At 62.1% G+C, this 17,880-nt stretch carries 17 protein-coding genes; 8 read left to right on the top strand and 9 right to left on the bottom strand.

The window, feature by feature from the left end; translation table 11 throughout:
* Positions 1 to 49: 49 nt before the first annotated feature.
* A complete protein-coding gene (locus C8N42_RS11945; RefSeq protein ID WP_107816800.1) occupies positions 50 to 991 on the bottom strand; it encodes an alpha/beta hydrolase in 942 nt (313 codons plus the stop codon).
* A complete protein-coding gene (locus C8N42_RS11950) occupies positions 991 to 1,278 on the bottom strand; it encodes an SCP2 sterol-binding domain-containing protein (RefSeq protein WP_107816801.1) in 288 nt (95 codons plus the stop codon). Before C8N42_RS11950 ends, C8N42_RS11945 begins: the two co-directional genes overlap by 1 nt.
* A gap of 98 nt (positions 1,279 to 1,376) precedes the next feature.
* On the opposite strand from C8N42_RS11950, the gene C8N42_RS11955 reads away from it, so the two are divergent.
* The 5 genes from C8N42_RS11955 (at position 1,377) to C8N42_RS11975 (ending at position 6,588) form a co-directional block, all read left to right on the top strand.
* Positions 1,377 to 1,934 (top strand): tetratricopeptide repeat protein, encoded by a 558-nt coding sequence (locus C8N42_RS11955; protein ID WP_107816802.1) that lies wholly within the window; start codon positions 1,377 to 1,379, stop codon positions 1,932 to 1,934.
* Positions 1,935 to 1,968: 34 nt separating this feature from the next.
* Positions 1,969 to 4,848 (top strand): helicase-related protein, encoded by a 2,880-nt coding sequence (locus C8N42_RS11960; RefSeq protein ID WP_107816803.1) that lies wholly within the window; start codon positions 1,969 to 1,971, stop codon positions 4,846 to 4,848.
* Between the two features lie 6 nt (positions 4,849 to 4,854).
* Positions 4,855 to 5,235, top strand: a complete 381-nt coding sequence (locus tag C8N42_RS11965) for an RNA-binding S4 domain-containing protein (RefSeq protein WP_107816804.1) — start codon at positions 4,855 to 4,857, stop codon at positions 5,233 to 5,235.
* Positions 5,236 to 5,288: 53 nt separating this feature from the next.
* Positions 5,289 to 5,627: a ferredoxin FdxA gene (fdxA, locus tag C8N42_RS11970; protein ID WP_107816805.1), complete on the top strand. Its 339-nt coding sequence runs from the start codon at positions 5,289 to 5,291 to the stop codon at positions 5,625 to 5,627.
* Positions 5,628 to 6,078: 451 nt separating this feature from the next.
* Positions 6,079 to 6,588, top strand: coding sequence for a CarD family transcriptional regulator (locus C8N42_RS11975; protein ID WP_107816806.1), 510 nt, complete (start codon positions 6,079 to 6,081; stop codon positions 6,586 to 6,588).
* Positions 6,589 to 6,646: 58 nt separating this feature from the next.
* Here the strand turns inward: C8N42_RS11975 and cobS are convergent, their stop codons facing one another.
* The gene (gene cobS, locus C8N42_RS11980; protein WP_107816807.1) at positions 6,647 to 7,396 is read right to left on the bottom strand and encodes an adenosylcobinamide-GDP ribazoletransferase; all 750 of its coding nucleotides are present in this window, start codon (positions 7,394 to 7,396) and stop codon (positions 6,647 to 6,649) included.
* 89 nt (positions 7,397 to 7,485) lie between these two features.
* Here cobS and cobT point away from each other — a divergent pair, with 89 nt between their 5' ends.
* Positions 7,486 to 8,490, top strand: coding sequence for a nicotinate-nucleotide--dimethylbenzimidazole phosphoribosyltransferase (cobT, locus tag C8N42_RS11985; RefSeq protein WP_107816808.1), 1,005 nt, complete (start codon positions 7,486 to 7,488; stop codon positions 8,488 to 8,490).
* Between the two features lie 33 nt (positions 8,491 to 8,523).
* Here the strand turns inward: cobT and C8N42_RS11990 are convergent, their stop codons facing one another.
* The 3 genes from C8N42_RS11990 to C8N42_RS12000 form a co-directional block, all read right to left on the bottom strand.
* Positions 8,524 to 10,413 (bottom strand): monovalent cation:proton antiporter-2 (CPA2) family protein, encoded by a 1,890-nt coding sequence (locus C8N42_RS11990; RefSeq protein ID WP_107816809.1) that lies wholly within the window; start codon positions 10,411 to 10,413, stop codon positions 8,524 to 8,526.
* A gap of 143 nt (positions 10,414 to 10,556) precedes the next feature.
* A complete protein-coding gene (locus tag C8N42_RS11995; RefSeq protein ID WP_107816810.1) occupies positions 10,557 to 13,571 on the bottom strand; it encodes a hypothetical protein in 3,015 nt (1,004 codons plus the stop codon).
* Positions 13,572 to 13,695: 124 nt separating this feature from the next.
* Positions 13,696 to 14,700 (bottom strand): hypothetical protein, encoded by a 1,005-nt coding sequence (locus C8N42_RS12000; RefSeq protein ID WP_107816811.1) that lies wholly within the window; start codon positions 14,698 to 14,700, stop codon positions 13,696 to 13,698.
* Positions 14,701 to 14,808: 108 nt separating this feature from the next.
* Between C8N42_RS12000 and C8N42_RS12005 the strand changes: the two genes are divergently transcribed.
* Together C8N42_RS12005 and C8N42_RS12010 are read left to right on the top strand one after the other, a co-directional pair.
* A complete protein-coding gene (locus tag C8N42_RS12005; RefSeq protein WP_107816812.1) occupies positions 14,809 to 15,234 on the top strand; it encodes a hypothetical protein in 426 nt (141 codons plus the stop codon).
* 26 nt (positions 15,235 to 15,260) lie between these two features.
* A complete protein-coding gene (locus C8N42_RS12010) occupies positions 15,261 to 15,653 on the top strand; it encodes a hypothetical protein (RefSeq protein ID WP_107816813.1) in 393 nt (130 codons plus the stop codon).
* Positions 15,654 to 15,668: 15 nt separating this feature from the next.
* Here C8N42_RS12010 and C8N42_RS12015 read toward each other — a convergent pair whose 3' ends face one another.
* The 3 genes from C8N42_RS12015 to C8N42_RS12025 form a co-directional block, all read right to left on the bottom strand.
* Positions 15,669 to 16,403, bottom strand: a complete 735-nt coding sequence (locus C8N42_RS12015) for a dienelactone hydrolase family protein (protein WP_107816814.1) — start codon at positions 16,401 to 16,403, stop codon at positions 15,669 to 15,671.
* A gap of 53 nt (positions 16,404 to 16,456) precedes the next feature.
* On the bottom strand, positions 16,457 to 16,732 hold the full coding sequence (locus C8N42_RS12020) for a hypothetical protein (protein ID WP_107816815.1): 276 nt from the start codon (positions 16,730 to 16,732) through the stop codon (positions 16,457 to 16,459).
* Positions 16,733 to 17,082: 350 nt separating this feature from the next.
* The gene (locus C8N42_RS12025) at positions 17,083 to 17,844 is read right to left on the bottom strand and encodes an SH3 domain-containing protein (RefSeq protein ID WP_211309184.1); all 762 of its coding nucleotides are present in this window, start codon (positions 17,842 to 17,844) and stop codon (positions 17,083 to 17,085) included.
* Positions 17,845 to 17,880 lie beyond the last annotated feature (36 nt).

A 17,880-nucleotide genomic window follows, 5' to 3' on the forward strand; every position in this document is an offset into this window, starting at 1 on the left:
TCATGTTGTTTTCCAACAGATAGGGCGTCCGGTGCGCGGATGCAAAGGATCAGGCGGATTGCCCGGAAAAAAGCGCCGCAAGACGGTCGTAGAAGAGTTCGCGGATCGCCGGGTTCTCCATCGGAATCTCGTGCCGCCCGCCCGGAACCTCGACCAGTTCGCAGGATGGCCAGCGCGCCGCGAAATCGCGTACCGCAGCGGTGTTGACGATTTTCTCGTCGAGACCGAGAAAACACAGGCCCGGCACCTCGGGCAGGGTCTGCTCGAAAGCCCAGTCGTTTTCCGCGATGGCCTGCGTGACCCATCGTGATGATGGTCCGCCCAACGAGAGATCGGGGTGCTCCACCACCTGCCGCGTCATGTAATCGAACATGTCACGATCTGAGGTCAGAAGATTATCGGGAAAGCCGTGCCAGACCATGTAGCTTTCGGGCCGGGTGCCCGGCGCGCGCATGTTTTGCAAGCCAAGAGTATTCAGCACCGGGGAGACAAACCGCACCAGCAATTTTTGCCAGGCCGACAGGCCGATGCCCCACATCGGCGCGGAAAATCCGGCGGCCTTGAAGGGCTTGCCTTCGATCAGTGCCCGCACCCCGATGGCTCCGCCCATGGAATGTCCGATCAGGAACCAGGGCTTCGGCATGGCTTTCTCTTCGGCCAGTTCGATGACCGCATCGAGGTCCTTCTGGTAGTCCTTGAAATCCTCGACATGGCCGATGCGGCGGTCTTTCAACAGACGATCCGCGAGGCCTTGACCGCGCCAGTCGATGGCCAGACTGGCAAAGCCGCGGGCGGCGAAATCCGCCGCGCCGCGTCCGTATTTCTCGACGCATTCGGTGCGCCCGGGCAGGATGAACACCGTGCCCTTCGCACCTTCGTGGGGCCAAAGCCCGACACGGATGCGCACCCCGTCCGAGGCGGTGAGCCAGAAGGCTTCGCCGCCTTCCGGCCCGTCTGCCAGATCGTGAAACAGGGGGGCGCGTTCTGCCATTACGACAGCGCAGAGCCGAGTTGCATGGCAAGACCCATGTCGCCGTCGATCGACAGCTTGCCCTGCATGAAAGCCGCGGTCGGGTTGACGTCGCCTTCCATCATACCCTGAAAGGTGTCGAGATCGGCGGTCAGCGTCACATCGGCGGCGTCATCGGCGGCGCGCACACCGTCCGCGTCGACCATGATGGCGCCTTCGCCCTCGATCACGAATTTCGCAACGCCGGCGCTGAAACCGTCGATTTTCTCGGACAGGGCTTCCACGGCCTTGGTAATGATGTCGCTCATGTGTATTTCCTCCGGTTGTCTGGCGCGCCATGCGATCAGGTCTGCCACTTATTTGTGACTATGAACATGGGCCCCAGAAAGCTACAATCCAGATCGTTATGAAGAGATTACGACAGTTTCTCAAATGTGCCGTTGCGTTCTGGCTCTTTTTCGGGGCGTCGGTTGCTTTTGCCACGGATGCGGCGCGGCTCGATACGCTGTTCGGGGAACTGTCGCAGGCCGATCCCCATGACGCCTCCCGCATCGAACAGGCAATCGCGCTGGAGCTGTCGCGCTCCGGCTCCGATGCCATGGATCTTTTGCTGGAGCGGGGCCGTTCGGCGATGGAGGCGGGAGATATTCATGGTGCCATCGGCCATCTGACCGCACTTGTGGATCACGCTCCGGAGTTTACCGAAGGTTACAATGCCCGCGCCACCGCCTATTTCATGGCAGGTCTGTACGGTCCGGCGCTTCAGGACATTGGCGAGGTGCTGTCACGCGAGCCACGGCATTTCGGGGCGCTCTCCGGCCTTGCTCTGATTCTCGAAGAGACCGGTGACGCGGCAAGGGCCCTGGCCGTTCTGCGAAAGATCGAAGAAATTCATCCGAATATGGAAGGTCTTTCGGCCCGTATCGCCGGGCTTGAACTGGCGCTTGATGGTGTGGCGCTCTAAGTATCCTCTGAAACGATAAACAGGACGACACCCGATGGGGGATGCGATGGGCGGCGGCCGGATCACGGCTGTGCTGGGCCCGACCAACACAGGCAAGACGCATTACGCAATCGAGCGGATGCTGGCGCACCGCACCGGGGTGATCGGTCTGCCTCTGCGGTTGCTGGCGCGCGAGGTTTACGACCGGATCGTTGCCGCGCGTGGGCCGTCCGTTGTGGCTTTGGTCACGGGCGAAGAGCGCATCGTGCCGCCGCGCACGCAATACTGGGTCTGTACGGTCGAGGCGATGCCGACCGGCATGGGGGCGGATTTTCTCGCGGTCGATGAGATCCAGCTCTGCGCCGATCCCGAGCGCGGCCATGTGTTCACCGACCGCCTTTTGCACGCGCGGGGCCTGCACGAGACCCTGTTCATGGGCTCCGATTCCATGCGCTCCGTGATCGCCCAGCTTGTGCCGAAGGCGCAGTTCATGCGCCGGGAGAGATTCTCCCGTCTGACCTATTCAGGTTCGAAAAAGATAAGTCGAATGCCCGCGCGGGCGGCCATCGTCGGGTTTTCTGTTGATGATGTCTATGCCATCGCCGAGCTTTTGCGCCGTCAAAAGGGCGGGGCAGCGGTGGTCATGGGGGCGTTGAGCCCCCGGACCCGCAATGCTCAGGTCGAGATGTATCAGAACGGCGATGTGGATTACCTCGTCGCCACCGACGCCATCGGCATGGGGCTCAATCTCGATGTAACGCATGTCGCCTTTTCCTCGACGATCAAGTTCGACGGACGGCGGATGCGGTATCTCATGCCCAACGAACTGGCCCAGATCGCGGGTCGGGCCGGGCGCTATCAGACCGACGGCACCTTCGGGGTGACGGGGGAGGCGGAGCCGTTCGACGCGGAGGTGATCGAGGCCATTGAGGAACACCGTTTCACCCCGCAGAAGAAACTCAACTGGCGCAACCCGCGGCTGGAATTCGGCACGGTCGACCGGCTGATCGCGTCTCTTGAAATGTCGCCCACCAACCCGGCGTTGGTGAAAGCGCGGGAGGCTGACGATCTTCTGGCGCTCAAGACGCTTTCCACCCTGCGCACGGTGCGCCCGCGTCTGCGCACGGCGCGGGATACGAAACTTTTGTGGGACGTATGTCGCATTCCCGATTTCCGGGGAATCAGCCATGGTGAACACACGTCGCTTCTTGAGCGGATATTTGAATTTTTACACGAATATGGGCGGGTTCCCGACGATTGGCTGGCCACACAGGTCAAACGCATTGACCGAACCGAGGGCAATATCGACACTCTGTCTAAAAGACTCGCCTATATCCGGACTTGGACCTATGTTGCGCAGCGCGAAAACTGGGTCGATGACGAAAGCCATTGGCGCGAGGCGACCCGCGCTGTAGAAGACCGATTGTCGGATGCGCTGCATGGCGCACTGACGCAAAGATTTGTGGACCGGCGGACGAGTGTGCTCCTTCGGCGGCTCAAACAGAAGGAGGGCCTTGTGGCCGACGTGAACGACAAGGGTGAAGTGACGGTCGAGGGCGAATTCGTCGGCCGTCTTGAGGGGTTCCGCTTTATTCAGGATAAAGCCGCCACCCCGGATGAGGCGAAGACCCTCGGGCAAGCCGCCATGGCCGCACTTGCGCCGGAATTCAATCTGCGCGCCGACCGGTTTTACAATGCACCCGACACAGAAATGGACTTCACCGATCAGGGTGGTCTGATGTGGGGTGAACATGCCGTGGGCAAGCTGGTGGCGGGCGACGATGCCCTGAAACCGCGTGCCGTAGCGTTTGTGGACGAGGGCGTGGCAACGGATGTGGCCGAGAAGGTCCAGCGCCGCTTGCAGCATTTCATCGACCGCAAGGTGGCGACGCTGTTCGAACCGCTTCTGAACATGTCGCGCGACGAGACGCTGACCGGGCTGGCCCGTGGTTTTGCTTTCCGCCTGGTTGAGAACCTTGGCGTGATCCCGCGCGAGCAGATCGCACAAGAGGTCAAGGAACTGGATCAGGACGCCCGTGGCGCGCTGCGCAAGCACGGTGTGCGGTTCGGTCAGTACACGATTTTCATGCCGCTTCTCTTGAAACCCGCGCCGACGCGTTTGCGACTTCTGCTCTGGGCACTGAACGCGAAATTCGATGAATTCCCCGATGCGCCGCCGCCGGGTCTGGTGACCATTCCCGCTGTCGATCACGTGCCGGATGGCTATTATCCGATGTCCGGCTACCGGCTTTCCGGCCAACGTGCGATCCGTATCGACATGCTGGAACGTCTCGCCGATCTCCTGCGCTCGCAGGACAGCCGGGCGGGGTTCGAGGCCAACCCGGACATGCTGTCGATCACCGGTATGACGCTCGAACAATTCGCCGACCTGATGGAAGGTCTGGGCTACAAAGCCGACAAGAATGAACGCGTCAAGATGAAGACGGTGGATCAGGTCCTGTCCGACGACGCCATGCCTGCTGGCGAGCCCGAAGTGCCGGAGGCTGCCGATCTTTCCGGTATGGCTGCCGAGATCCCGGACGAGGGCGAAGCGCCATCGGCGGAGATTGCGGACCCTGTACCCGCCGAGGACGAGGCCTCCGAGTTCGATGAGACCGAACTGCCCGAAGGCGTGGCGGTGGATGCCGGTGTCGTCGAGGAAGAGACGGAAATCTTCTACACGTTCACCTGGGGCGGCAATCGCAATGCCAACCGTGGTCCGCGTCGTCAGCAGTCCGGCGGCGAACGTCCGCAGGGCAAGAAGGGGGGCGGCAAGCCGCAGGGCAAGAAAGGCGGCAAGCCGCGCCGCGACGGGAGCAAAGGCCAGAGCGGCAACCAGCCCAAGACCTTCTCCGCCCGTCCGCCGAAGAAAGAAAAAGCCATCGACCCGGACAACCCGTTCGCGGCTCTGATGGCACTGAAGGACAAGAAGTAAGTCCCTATGGAAAAGCGGGAGACCATTCGTCTCGACAAGTGGCTTTGGTATGCCCGCTTTTTCAAGACGCGCGGCCTTGCGACGAAGACCGTCACCGGTGGTCATGTGCGGGTCAATTCCACCAAAGTGGCGAAAGCGGCGACCTCTGTGGGCGCTGGCGATGTGCTGACCTTCCCGCAGGGGCGTGACATCCGGGTGATCCGTCTTGTCGCCTGTGGCACACGGCGCGGACCCGCGCCCGAGGCACAAACGCTTTACGAGGATATCAGTCCGCCCGCCCCGTCGAAGGACCCTGTTCCACCCGTGCCACGGTTCGAGGGAAAAGGTCGTCCGACAAAGAAAGATCGTCGCATGACGGACCTTTCGCGCCCGGACATGCTTGATTGATGGCCCGCTTGGGGCTAGCTAGGGCGCAAGTAATCAGATTTGGATGAGCCGCAATGACCTACGTCGTTATCGACAACTGCATCGCCTGCAAATACACCGATTGCGTGGAAGTCTGCCCCGTGGATTGTTTCTACGAGGGCGAGAACATGCTGGTGATCCATCCCGATGAATGTATTGACTGCGGTGTCTGCGAACCGGAATGCCCGGCCGATGCGATCCGTCCGGATACTGAGCCGGACATGGAGAAATGGGTCGAGCTGAACCGTAAATATGCCGAGCTCTGGCCGGTGATCCTCGAAAAGAAAGACCCGATGCCGGGTTACGAGGAAAGAGATGGCGAGACCGGAAAGCTGGAGAAATACTTCTCCGAAGCACCGGGCGAGGGCTCCTGAAACCGGCTTGTACCGTCTTTTCACACCGTCATTATTGCAGGCGTAAAGCTGATTCGCCTGAGTGAGAGGGGCCTTGCGGCCCCTTTGTCATGCCCGGTTCCGCGCCAGAGCGGACATTAACACCTTGGAATCTCATGTAACCCCCTGAAATGCGGGGGGAACTCCTTGGCAAAGTTGCGCGACTCTTTCTTTTGGCCGGATTTTGTGGTATCAAGGGTAAACCATGACAGGGCATATCGACCTCAACCCCCGAAAGCAGAGCTTTTTTAGGGGATTGAGTTTTTCGCGCCTCATACCCGTCGCCAAGCGCTTTGAAAAAGAGTGTGCGGCGACATTGTTCTTTGGACCTTCGGGTTGGCGGCTTTTGTGTGTGCCGCGAGGGCTGGGAATGGGACGGGAAAGCGTGTGCCCGCGTGGTGAGAACGGTCCCGTCTGAGGAAAAAACCTGCAAATGAGCAAGACCAAGAAATCCGAATTTCGTCCCAACGATTTCGTTGTTTACCCGGCCCATGGCGTCGGTCAGATCATGTCGATCGAGGAACAGGAAATCGCGGGCATGTCCCTCGAACTTTTCGTCATCGCCTTTGAGAAAGACAAGATGACGCTCCGCGTGCCGACCAACAAGGCCGTCGAATCCGGGCTGCGCTCGCTGTCCTCGCCGGAACTGGTACAGGACGCGATGAAGACCCTGAGAGGCAAGGCCAAGGTGAAACGCGCCATGTGGTCCCGCCGTGCTCAGGAGTATGAGCAAAAGATCAACTCCGGCGATCTGATCGCCATTGCCGAAGTGGTGCGCGATCTGCACCGCACCGACGATCAGCGCGAGCAGAGCTATTCCGAGCGTCAGCTTTACGAGGCGGCCCTCGACCGCCTGACCCGCGAAGTGGCTGCCGTTTCGGGCACCAACGAGACGGAAGCCCAGAAGAAGGTGGACGACGTGCTTGTAAACCGCGCCGCCTGAGGCACGGGTGTTTCGACTTGAAAACCGCCGCCGGGGAGACCTCGCGGCGGTTTTTCCGTTACAGCGCCGAGAAGACGGTGAGTGCGGCGATCTCGGTAATCAGTTGGGTCGCGCCAAGTACATCCCCGGTTTGGCCGCCGATCTTGGTCTTGGCGATCCGCGCGGCAACATAGGTTGTTACCACGACGGCAGAGGCGGCGGCGACCGTGGGGGCGAACCCCACGACAAGCCATGACAGCATGAACGCCACCACGGCGCCGAGGCTCGCGGCATCGCGCGGCGGGCGACCCGTCGTGACCGACAAGCCGTCGCTGCGTGCGGGCGGCATCAGGGCCATGAGATAGGGCAGGGCGGCGCGCGAAAGCATGGCGCTGGCTATCATTGCGGTGACGATCAGGTCGTCATGGGCCAGCGTCGAGAGCGCCGTGAAGCGCAGGAGAAGCGCGAGAATGAGAGCGATCACGCCATAGGCACCGATCCGGCTGTCGCGCATGATCTCAAGACGCCGTGCGCGGTTGAACCCGCCCCAGAAACCGTCGGCGCAATCGGCCAGCCCGTCCTCATGCATGGCCCCCGTTGTGATCACCAGAGCGGCCAGCGCCAATCCCGCGATCATCCCGGCTCCAAGCCCCAGCCAGCCGGCAATGGTGGCCACGGCCCCGGCCACGAGACCGACGGCCAGACCTGCCAAGGGAAAGGCCCATGCGGCCTCGGCGCTGCGCGTGAAGCTGGCCCGCACCGGAATACGGGTCAGGAGAGCAAGAGCGGTGGCGATATCGGCGGTTTCGGGGCTGAAACGTCGGGTCATGACGTCCTCCTCCTTAATCGGTTCTGTCCTTGGGCTCTTTCCGGGGATAGAAGCTCGATGAGCCAAAGACAATGAAGGAGATTTGGGGCATGGCATTTTCCGATCTTGCGGGGTTCGAAGCGCTTCTGAAAGCGGCGCCGGGGCCGGATTTGGAGGCAAAGGCCGAGGCAGAAGCCCGCAACGCTCAGTTGACGAAACCGGCGGGCTCGCTCGGGCGGCTTGAAGAGATCGGGATCTGGTATGCCTCCTGGCGCGGCGCGGCGCGACCGAAGGTGACCCGCCCGCAGGTGGCGATTTTCGCGGGCAATCATGGTGTGACGGCGCGCGGCGTCTCGGCCTTCCCGGCGGAGGTCACGGTGCAGATGGTGGCGAATTTCGAACATGGCGGCGCAGCGATCAACCAACTCGCGCGCAATGCGGGCGCGGTCATGTCGATCCATCCCATTGAACTGGACCGCCCGACGGCGGATTTCACCGAAGCACCCGCGATGAGCGAGGCGGAATGCGTGGCTGCGCTCAAGGTCGGCTGGGATGCCGTCGATCCGCAGGCCGATCTGCTGGTCGTGGGCGAAATGGGCATCGGCAACACCACATCGGCGGCGGCGATTGCCAATGCTCTGTTTGGTGGCACGGCAGCCGACTGGGTCGGGCGCGGCACCGGTGTCGATGACGCCGGGTTGAAGATCAAGGAGGAGGTCTGTGCTGCGGGCGTGGCGCTTCATGGGGACAAGACGCCTTTGGAAATTCTTGCGGCTCTGGGTGGGCGCGAAGTGGCGGCCATGGCAGGCGGCATCGCCCGGGCGCGGCACCTGCGCATCCCTGTGGTGCTCGACGGTTTCATTTGCTGTGCGGCTGCGGCAACGCTGGAGCGGGCGGTGCCGGGGGCGCTCGATCACTGTCTTGCAGGTCACGTTTCGGCGGAGGTGGCGCACCCGGCGGTGCTCCGCGCCCTTGTCAAGGAGCCGCTTCTGTCCATGAGAATGCGCCTCGGTGAAGGCTCGGGGGCGGGGCTCGCGATCCCTCTGATCAGGGCGGCGGTCGAATGCCTGTCGGGCATGGCGACCTTTGCCGAGGCGGGTGTGTCGGGCAAATAAGCGCCTCTAAGGCTTTCCAGACAGCGCGGCACCTCAGGCCGCGCTGTTCTTATTGCGGTTCCGTTCGAGCTGGCTGACCAGTGCCGCTTCGAAATCCTTGTCGAGCGTTTTCGCGCGTTCGATATAGGCGGCGTTTTCCGAAACCGGGATATTGGGTTCCCAAAGTTCCGCCAGAGCGCGCATGGTTTCGCGATCGTGCTGATAATAGGCCTGTTCGGTCATTGCTGCGTCATATTCCGAAAAGCCCATTTCTTCGAGCACATAACGCCCGGCGCGCAGACTACTGTCGAACATTTCACGCACGATCTTGTCGGCCCCGGCCTTGTAAAGCTCGTAAACATGCACCCGGTCGCGGGCGCGAACGATGATAAAAAGGTCGTCGCGCAGCGACCGGGCGTATTTCACAAGCTGGGTCGAAGCGGCTGGATCGTCGAGGGAAATCACCAGAATGCGGGCGCTGTCGATCCCGGCGGCATGGAGCAGTTCGGGACGTGTCGGATCGCCGAAAAAGCCTTTGAAACCGAATTTGCGCATCAACTGGATGGTTTTGAGATCGTGGTCGAGCACGGTCGTCTGAAACCCCGAAGCCTGCACCAGACGATTGACGACCTGACCGAAGCGACCGAGACCGGCGATGATGATCTTTTGCTGATCGTCGATTTCATCGGCGGGTTGGTCCTCCGCCCGCTCGGAGAGTTTCGCCCGCAGGTAATCGTGCAACATGAAGAACAGCGGCGTGAACAGCAGGGACAGGGCAATGACCAGCAGCACGCGCTCGCCAAGATAGGATGTCAGCACACCCTGTTGCAGCGAAAACGTGGTCAGAACCATGCCGAATTCCCCGGCTTGCGCCAGCGACAGGGTGAAAAGCCATTGCGCCCGTTTGCGCAGTTTGAAAATCCGTCCGATGGCGTAGAGGATCAGCCCTTTCAGGACCATCAGCGCCACGGTCAGGCCGACGATGGTCAGCGGATCGCGAAACAGTACGGTGAAATTGATCCCCGCGCCCACGGCGATGAAGAACAGGCCCAGAAGGAGCCCCTTGAACGGCTCAATGGAACTTTCCAGCTCATGCCGGAATTCCGAGTTCGCAAGCACCACCCCGGCCAGAAATGTGCCGAGCGCAGGAGAGAGGCCGACCGCATTCATCAGAAGGGCGATGCCGATGACGATCAAAAGCGCGACGGCGGTGTAGATTTCCCGCATATTGGCGGCATGGATATAGCGAAACAACGGGCGGGTGAGGAACACGCCCGCAAGGATGATCGCCGCCACCGCGCCAAGGGTCACCAGCGTCACCCCCCAACCGGGCAGACCCGCCACAAGAGAAGCGCCATGGCCCACGGTATCATGCGCGGCCTCGGAACCGCGACGGATCGAACCGTCCGGGTTGAGCGACAGTTGCGAACTGGTGGCGAGAAGAGGCATCAGCGCCAGCATCGGGATCACCGCGATGTCCTGCATCAGCAGCACGGAGAAACTTGCGCGACCGCCGCTGGTGTGGATCAGTTTCTTCTCCGAGAGGGTCTGGAGCACCACGGCGGTTGAGGACAGAGACAGGATCATGCCGAGTGCCAGACCCGTTTGCCAACTCTGCCCGACCCAGATCGCCACCCCCATGATCGCCGCTCCCGTGACGATGATTTGCAGCCCGCCGAGGCCCAATAGTTTGTGCCGCATGTTCCAAAGGGCGCGGGGATCGAGTTCCAACCCAATCAGAAACAGCATCATCACCACACCGAATTCGGCGAAATGCAACAGATCGGTGGTTTCGGAATGCTGGATCATCCCGAACAGAGGCCCGATCGCCATGCCCGCCAGAAGATAGCCCAGAACAGACCCGAGCCCGAGACGCCGCGCAAGCGGAACGGCCACCACCATGGCGGCAAGATAGATCACGGCTTGCGTCAAAGCGCCGTCCATTGAGGGGTCCTTTCGTCGGGCCACAGGGGATTTGTGCACCCATAGTTGCGTTTCACCACACAGAGGTAAAGGTTTCCCGGCCATCGGCAAGCGTCAGATGACATTTTCCGAACATGCAGGAGATGGGAGTGTATGGGTGGAGCTTATCCACCGATCTCAAGCGTGACTGCGCGACCGTTTTTCACATAGGTGAGGTTGTCGGAGCCGATGGATTGCACACGCCCGCCATCGAGCTTGTCGCCCACCTTCACCTTGGCGAACCGTCCCGAAGGCAGACGCACCAGCGCGCGGCGATCCGAGCTCGATCCGTAAACTCCCATCAGGTTCAGTTTGCGCAGGTTGATCGCGTTGCTGACCGTTGCGGCGCGGGCGACATTGGCGGGACCAGCCTGGGGAATGGAGGTTGCGGGCACCTGGGCGGTGACCTTCTCCGCCGTGGAACTACGGGGCGTAGCGGCATCGGCAGCGGCCGCAGCGGCAGCTTCGGCGGCGCGGGCTGCGGCCGCGAGCTTGTCGAAATTCTGGGGCCGGGCTTTCGGAAGCAGCGAGGCTGTGACCACGGGCGCGGTACGCGCCGCTTCGTTTTCGCCTGAGGCGCGTGCATCTTCCTGAGCGATTTCCTGAGCCGAGGCGGGGCGCAGATGCGGCGCGATCCGTCCCAGCTCCGCACGGGTCAGACCGCCGAGATTGGCCTTCTCATTGTTCTCGACCAAGGTTTCGGGGCGCAGTCTGGGGCGGAACTCCGCCAGAGCCTGCCGGACCGGATCGTTTTCGTTTGCCAAAGGCGGGGCAAGCGCGGCTTCCACCGCCTCATTCACAGCACTGCCGGGGCGCGGTTTCGGCGTGGATGCCGGGCGACCGGCGTAGACCACGATGCCGTCCGGTGTCACCGTGCCTTCGGGTGTGGCGCGGATGAAGCCGTCTTCGTCGTAATTGTAGCGCGTGCCCGGCGGTGCCGGAGGCAGGGCGGCGCGCGGTGCCGCCTCGCCGATATGGCGGGCGGCTTCGGGCAGGGCCACGGCATCCTGAGAGGCAATGTCATGGTCGATGGAGGCGGTGTAGAGCGCGGAGAGATCGTCCTCGGCGCTGTCGCCTGTATCGGCTTCGGGGGCAAGAGGCCAGATGCCGGTCGCCGCATAACGGGCGACAAGGGCCTCCCGGTCGAGAGTGTCGTCCACGATGGTTTCCGCAGGCGGCGCGGGCACGGTGGCCTGTTCCAGAAGCTCAGGCGTCAACTCGGGTTCTTCTTCGTCCGCCGACACTTCCGTCATGCCGTCTGTCTGTGCCAGATCGGTTTCCCCGGCACTGTCCGCCGTGTTGTCCTGAGCGGGGGCGTCGCCGGGCAGAACAGTGCTGGTCTGGGACGTGGAACTGGTTTGTTGCGGCTCATCTTCGGGCAAAAGACCTGCGATCAGCCCGACCAGAAGCAGAAGGGCGACCAGAGCCCCGGTCAGCATCAGACCAAGATGGCGCGGCTTGTTGCGGATCTCGCGGTTGCGGCGACGCGCACCGAAAACGGTCAGCGCCTCCGCCTCGTTCTGGGTGTTTTCCACCCGGTCGAGACCTGCGGCGCGATCCGACAGCGGGGCAATGTCATCGCCTGCGGTGATCGCGACCCTGGGAAGGGGGGCTGTTCCGATGTCGGCGGGAGGCGTGGCCTTACGGGCTGTCTGAGCCGTTCTTTTCGCTGATGCCTTCGGCGCAAGCGCCGAGAGAGATTTCAGAGCACCGAACGCGGCTGTGCTACGAGGGGGCGTCGTCGGTTGCTCGACCACAGGCTCGACCGGTTTGTGCGCCGTTACTGGGGGCACCGGGGCTGGCATCGGCGGCGGTTCGGGTAGCGGATCGGTCTTGCCCGGACGCGGTGCCTTCAGTTTCGGTTCTTTCGACTCGTCAACCGGCACCTCGCCGGAGGTCACTGCGACATGGGGATGTTCGACGATCTTTTGCGCCGGTGTGTTTTCCGGATCGGGGGCCTGTGTCTCGGTGGTTTTTTGCGGTGCGTCTTGTTGCGGGACCTCGGCTGCCTTGCTGGCCGGGCCAAGCGGTTTGCTCGTCGCGCCTTTCGCCGGGACCGAAGACAGAGACGCTAGGACGCGCGAGGGTCGAGCCAGAAGGCGTGGTGCCCTGGGCTCGCTCGGGGACTCGGCCGCCTTACCCTCGCTTTCGCGACGGCTTTGGAAAGGTGTCGCGTTTGCCGTATTTTCGGTGCCGAGCGTTTCGGCCTTTTCATCCGACCTGCTGTCTTCCGACGGGAAGCCCGTCGCACGCGGCGACGGCGTGTCTTCGAGGGTTTCCGGGGAAGTGTTTTCCGGGGCGTCGGTTTTGGCGTCGGTTTCCGGGCGCACCGCCACGCGGACAGGTTCCGGCAGCGGGGGGATGCCGGATAGCAAATCTCGTTGTTTCGGGGGCTGTGTGTCCTCTGCCTCGGGTGCGCTTGCGTCAGTGGGGAACACCGGTTCGGGAAGGCTCTTGACCGTTTCGGTGGTCTCGGTTTGGGGGTCTGTTTCCATCTCCGAGGCGCTGTCCTCCGCGAAGAGCTGAGGCGCCTCGGGGGCCACGCCGGCAGGCGTCAGGAGCTCCGGCAAGCTCAGAGGTTCGGGCGGCAGGATAGGGCGCTGCGGCAGGATGCGCATTGCTTCGCGGTCCGGCTGAACGGCGGTGTCCGGTCCGATCAGCGCATCGGCACTGCGCGCACGTCCGAAAAACGGCTCCCCCTCGAAATCGCCCGCCTCCGGCATGGCAACGAAAGATATCGGGTTGAAGCGGTGTTCCGTTGCAAAATTCTCGGCCTCATCGAGCGTCTCGCGGGCAAGTACGGCGATCTGCAGGGTCTTGCCCGTCACGGTGCTGTCCCAGACCAGTTGGTCGAGCGCATAGGGCGTGGCCCCGTCAAGCGCCGTGCGGATTGCGGTATCGCGGGCCTGTGGCCCGGGATCGGGCAGCGCGCGATAGAGAATCTGGCTGTTGGGGATCAGCAGCTTGGTGGCGAGGCCTGCCGTGGAAACAGAGGTCGCCCGCTTGCGCAACTCGGCCAGTTCCGCCGCCATGTCGGGCGCATCGAGCGCCACCTCTCCCATGACCAGCCATCCGCTTGATGTGCGGTGCAAAAGCGTAATGCCGTCATGGCTGAGATTCAGGGCAAAATTCGGTTTCATTTCCGTGTGCTGGCTCGACTGGTCCCGGGGTCACGGCGCACCCTAACGCAGCTTGCCGGGCATGCAAAGGGAAACCCGGTCACGGCAGGTGCAGAGGCGCTCCGTCTGGCGAAACCTTGCCGGGTCAGCGCATCCACAACCCGGCTTTCTTGATCTGATTGCGGATCATCTGTTCGCGGCGGGGCAGATTTTCGCGATCGAACATGGCGCGGATTTTCTCGCCCTTCGGCTGATAGACGAGGCGCTTGATCGGCTCGTATTCCTTGAGCACCTTCTTGATCCAGTTGGGATGGGTCACCTCGCGCAGGACCTCGACCACGCGATCGTCTTCCCGCGCGAACAGCAGCGGGAAGGTGCGGTAATGACAGGAAATCGCCCCGTCGAGCGTGTCCTCGGGCAGCGTCCGCCGCGCGCCGCCGAAGGAATGGATCACCAGCGGCAGGGCAACCTGATCGAGCCAGGGATCGAAGACCTGAAGGCTCGCGGCCTCGGGCGGGTTGTCGCGGATTTCCAGAGCGTAATCGAGAAACCGCTGACCGAATTTGCGCGGGCACTCATAGAAAAAGAACCCGGCATTGAAATAGAGATAGCGCTTCCAGTATTCGTCCGGCTGATCGAGATCGAGCGAGCTTTCGAAATCGAGTTCGAAGAGGTCGTAGAGCGATTTCCAGATTTCGGTATAGCCCGGCCCGTAAAGTTCGATCTGCGGCCATGTGCCCTCGACCTTGAGCGAGGCGCAGGGGCGGGAGAAATCGAAGGGCACCGATGAGAGCGGCCCGGTGATCAGCGTGTCGCTGTCGAAGAACACGAACGGCTCGCCCTCGGGCAGCGCCAGAAGCGCTTCGATCTTGTTGCCATAAGGGTAGATCTGCCCGAAATGCCGGCTCTCGAAGGGCAGTATCTCCGCGTCGAGCCGTTTGAACGCGTCCAGAAGATCGGCCTGTTTCATCCGGGGATCGTCGGCCCATTTTTCGCCCGGTTGCGGCTCTGCGATGAAGAGCTTGCCTTTGAAACCGGGGTCCATTGCTCTGAGCGAGGCCGCGAACAACAGCGCCTCATACATCAGCCGACCGTCCTGACCGATAACGACAACGTTGAACGATGTGGGGTTTTGGGGCTTACTGGGCATGGAAGAACTCTGATCGGGACAGCACATTGGAACACCTGCGGGAGACTATAGGGCGGATCACTATTGATCAAAAGGTGCTAATTCCCTCGAAGTAAAAGGATTGTTTCCATGTTGCCAGTAAGGAGCACGGTTTCGGGCGTTTTGGCTCTTTGCGCGCTCGCGCAGGGCGCTTTCGCGGAGAATTTCACCACCGCCGCAGAGGTCAGGCCGATCCTGCAAGCGACCAGAGCGCAATGGTTGGCGGTGCGCAACTATGATGGCAAGGACCTGTTGTATTTCACCAATCTGCTGAGCTGGCGCTGCGGGCTGACGGAGATTTTCTATTCGGTCAACGGCGCGGAGATGGTCTCTTTCGCGATGGAGCCCTGCTATCTCGACACGGCCCAGCCCAATACGCTCAAGGCGGAAACACTCGACGCAATTCTGGTCAGTTTCCCGCCCGGCACGGTCGAGACCGTCGATCTCAATGTGATCTTCGACGACGGCACAGCGGAACAGGCGCATTACGAGCGGGCGGCGATTGAGATTCAGTGAGCACAGGTGCGCAATACAAGCAGCGTATGAGAAAACAGTATCACACACGCACTGTTGGCGATGAGCGTCACACATGGGATGTGCATCGTCTGCTCCGCCTTGCCAGAGGGCGCCAGACGGAGACGATACCGCTCTCCGCGATCACTGAACTTGACGCGCTTTGGTGGTATCGGGAGGTGGACGATCTTCCGACTCCTCGCTCCATTGCGCATCACATACGACTTATGCAGGAGGCCGATCTGCGCTGGCCGATCCTGCTCTGCGCGGACGGACGGCTGATGGATGGCATGCATCGCGTGCTCAAGGCTCTGGTCGAGGGGCACAGGGAGATTCAGGCCGTGCGCTTTGATCCGACACCAGAGCCCGATTTTGTGAACGCCGATGTCGATGCGCTGCCATATCCCGATGAGGAGATTTGACCGTTCGCGTCAATCTCAGCGGAAAATCTCTTCCATGAAAGCCACCATCGCGCGCCAGCTTCGGGCCGTGGCCTTGGCGTCGAAGCCGAAGCCCGGTTGTGCGCCCGGTGTGGCCGCAGGATTTGTGAATGCGTGCCCGGTGTGACCATAGGCATGCACCTGCCAGCGCGCGCCGCGCTCGGTCATTTCCTGCCCGAAGGCCAGCACACTTTCCGGTTTTGCCAGCGGATCGTCCCAACCGTGCAGCACGAGTACCTCTGCGGGGATTTTCACATCCGGCGCGCTTGCGGCGCGGTCGAGAATGCCGTGGAAGGACACGACGCCGCCGATCTCGACGCCCTCGCGCGCCAGATCGAGCACGGCCTTGCCGCCAAAGCAATAGCCGATCGCGGCGGTGCGTTCGGCATCCACGAGTTCCTGCGCCTTCAGCGCCTCAAGCGCCACAACCATACGCGCGGCGAGCATCGCGCGCTCCGCGTCCAGTCGGTCCTTGGCGGCATGGGCCTCTGCCGGATCGGTGGTGGTCCAGCCCTGACCGTAATAGTCGATGGCGAAGCCGACATACCCCAGAGCGGCAAGCTCCTGCGCGCGCTGTTCCTCGAATTGCGCACGACCGCGAAACGCCGGGGCGACAAGCACGCCGGGCCGCGGGCCCTCAATGGCGGCGTCCCAGTGCAGCGTGCCGATGAACGGGCCACCGATGTCGCCTTTGCCGCCATCATAGCGAATTTCCATGCTGCGCAGATCCATGCCCGTTCCTTCCCTGTGGTGTCACGCGCAGTCTGAGGGTTTTCGTTGCGGTTTCAAGCTTCTTCACGAACTGGCGCAGGGGCTGTGTGCATGGCCCCGTCCGGATCGCTGACGGGATCGGCGGCGGTGTCGAGCGACAGCGCATGGATCAGTCGCCCATCTGGCAGACGCAGCGTTTCGCAATCGGGCGCGCTGTCGATCCAGTTCGCGCCGGGGGTAAACCCCTTGAGAGCAAGAGACATGCCGCGGCGCGAAAGCGTGGCCCCGAGATGTTCAATCGCATGGGCGAAACTGTCGCATCGTGTCTCGAAAACAAACTGCCGCCGCATGGGCACCCGGCGCTTGCGGAGCGGGTCAGGCGCTTACTGGTAAACAAATTGGGGGTAGCCGGCCTCCTGAGGTTCTCACGCTGGTCTTGTCGTCACCCGCAGAGAGCGTTCTGGACGACTTGGCAGGCGAGGGGCTGGCCGATATCGGCCTTTACGCCGTGGCCTGCCTCTGTCTGCCCCTGTGGGTACTGCCGCCGATCTTCGACCGACCGTCGCGGATCTGTGCAAGCACCCGTGACGACACCCCATTGCGACGGCGCGGCGTGAACTGCGGTCACGCCCCTTCGCATAGGCGCGACATGGACCGCGCCGAACTTGGCCGCGTCTTCGGGCGCGGCCATTTTTCGTATCTACCGGAAGATTTCGCCGGTATTTGCGTTCAAATACAGGCGGTTGGCGACCGTCGCACCGCCGCAATAGGTGAAGTAAATGGGTTGGTTGCGATGGTTGGAAGACTTCACCCAGCCGCCTATGTCGCGGAAGTCGCGTTCGGTGCATCGGCGTTGAGCGATCAGCAATTGGGCCGCTTCTGCGAACGCGGTTCGGTACCGCGCGAAGTCGTCGGACCCGGCTACCAATTCTTCAATTCCCGAAGCATCCGCAGCTGGATCGGGCGGGCGGGTTTCGGATAGGTATTCCATCGAAACCCATTCGGCGAACTGCCCGTCAGCAATGCCGTTTGCATCGTCGCACGCGGCGTTCCCTGTATCGACGTATTCGCTTCGGCCACCGACGCACGACGCGTCGTAGGGCTGCGTGACCCGCGCCCAACCGTCGTGTTCTTCATGCACGGTCACACCTTCGCGGAAGAACAATCGCCCAACGACACCGCAGCTTTCCGACGGGCATGTGCGACGGTTCAAGCGTTCGGAAGCAACCCAAAGCCGTTCGTCACCTTCCGGCGCAGCCCATGGGCGCTCATTCACTTCCGGCATGGCAGTTTTCGCAGTTTCCGGCGATGGCCCGGTCACGCCGATAAGAACGAAGCAACCGACGAAAGACGCCAAAGCAACCCAACGGCTCTTGAACGGCTTGAAAGGGTAGATCACCCCCGCCAAAGATACGATTGACGCGAGCGCCAACACTAAAACAACCACAGAATTCCCGCCCAAGCTCTTATCCTCTATAGTGATTCAATGCTGTGACCC

The sequence above is a fragment of the Celeribacter persicus genome (genome assembly GCF_003050785.1).
GTDB lineage: Bacteria > Pseudomonadota > Alphaproteobacteria > Rhodobacterales > Rhodobacteraceae > Celeribacter > Celeribacter persicus.

Bases quoted from the DNA above. Each gene is read 5' to 3' on its own strand.
- C8N42_RS11945 (WP_107816800.1), bottom strand. From the start codon at position 991: ATGGCAGAACGCGCCCCCCTGTTTCACGATCTGGCAGACGGGCCGGAA.
- C8N42_RS11950 (WP_107816801.1), bottom strand. From the start codon at position 1,278: ATGAGCGACATCATTACCAAGGCCGTGGAAGCCCTGTCCGAGAAAATC.
- C8N42_RS11955 (WP_107816802.1), top strand. From the start codon at position 1,377: ATGAAGAGATTACGACAGTTTCTCAAATGTGCCGTTGCGTTCTGGCTC.
- C8N42_RS11960 (WP_107816803.1), top strand. From the start codon at position 1,969: ATGGGGGATGCGATGGGCGGCGGCCGGATCACGGCTGTGCTGGGCCCG.
- C8N42_RS11965 (WP_107816804.1), top strand. From the start codon at position 4,855: ATGGAAAAGCGGGAGACCATTCGTCTCGACAAGTGGCTTTGGTATGCC.
- fdxA (WP_107816805.1), top strand. From the start codon at position 5,289: ATGACCTACGTCGTTATCGACAACTGCATCGCCTGCAAATACACCGAT.
- C8N42_RS11975 (WP_107816806.1), top strand. From the start codon at position 6,079: ATGAGCAAGACCAAGAAATCCGAATTTCGTCCCAACGATTTCGTTGTT.
- cobS (WP_107816807.1), bottom strand. From the start codon at position 7,396: ATGACCCGACGTTTCAGCCCCGAAACCGCCGATATCGCCACCGCTCTT.
- cobT (WP_107816808.1), top strand. From the start codon at position 7,486: ATGGCATTTTCCGATCTTGCGGGGTTCGAAGCGCTTCTGAAAGCGGCG.
- C8N42_RS11990 (WP_107816809.1), bottom strand. From the start codon at position 10,413: ATGGACGGCGCTTTGACGCAAGCCGTGATCTATCTTGCCGCCATGGTG.
- C8N42_RS11995 (WP_107816810.1), bottom strand. From the start codon at position 13,571: ATGAAACCGAATTTTGCCCTGAATCTCAGCCATGACGGCATTACGCTT.
- C8N42_RS12000 (WP_107816811.1), bottom strand. From the start codon at position 14,700: ATGCCCAGTAAGCCCCAAAACCCCACATCGTTCAACGTTGTCGTTATC.
- C8N42_RS12005 (WP_107816812.1), top strand. From the start codon at position 14,809: ATGTTGCCAGTAAGGAGCACGGTTTCGGGCGTTTTGGCTCTTTGCGCG.
- C8N42_RS12010 (WP_107816813.1), top strand. From the start codon at position 15,261: ATGAGAAAACAGTATCACACACGCACTGTTGGCGATGAGCGTCACACA.
- C8N42_RS12015 (WP_107816814.1), bottom strand. From the start codon at position 16,403: ATGGATCTGCGCAGCATGGAAATTCGCTATGATGGCGGCAAAGGCGAC.
- C8N42_RS12020 (WP_107816815.1), bottom strand. From the start codon at position 16,732: ATGCGGCGGCAGTTTGTTTTCGAGACACGATGCGACAGTTTCGCCCAT.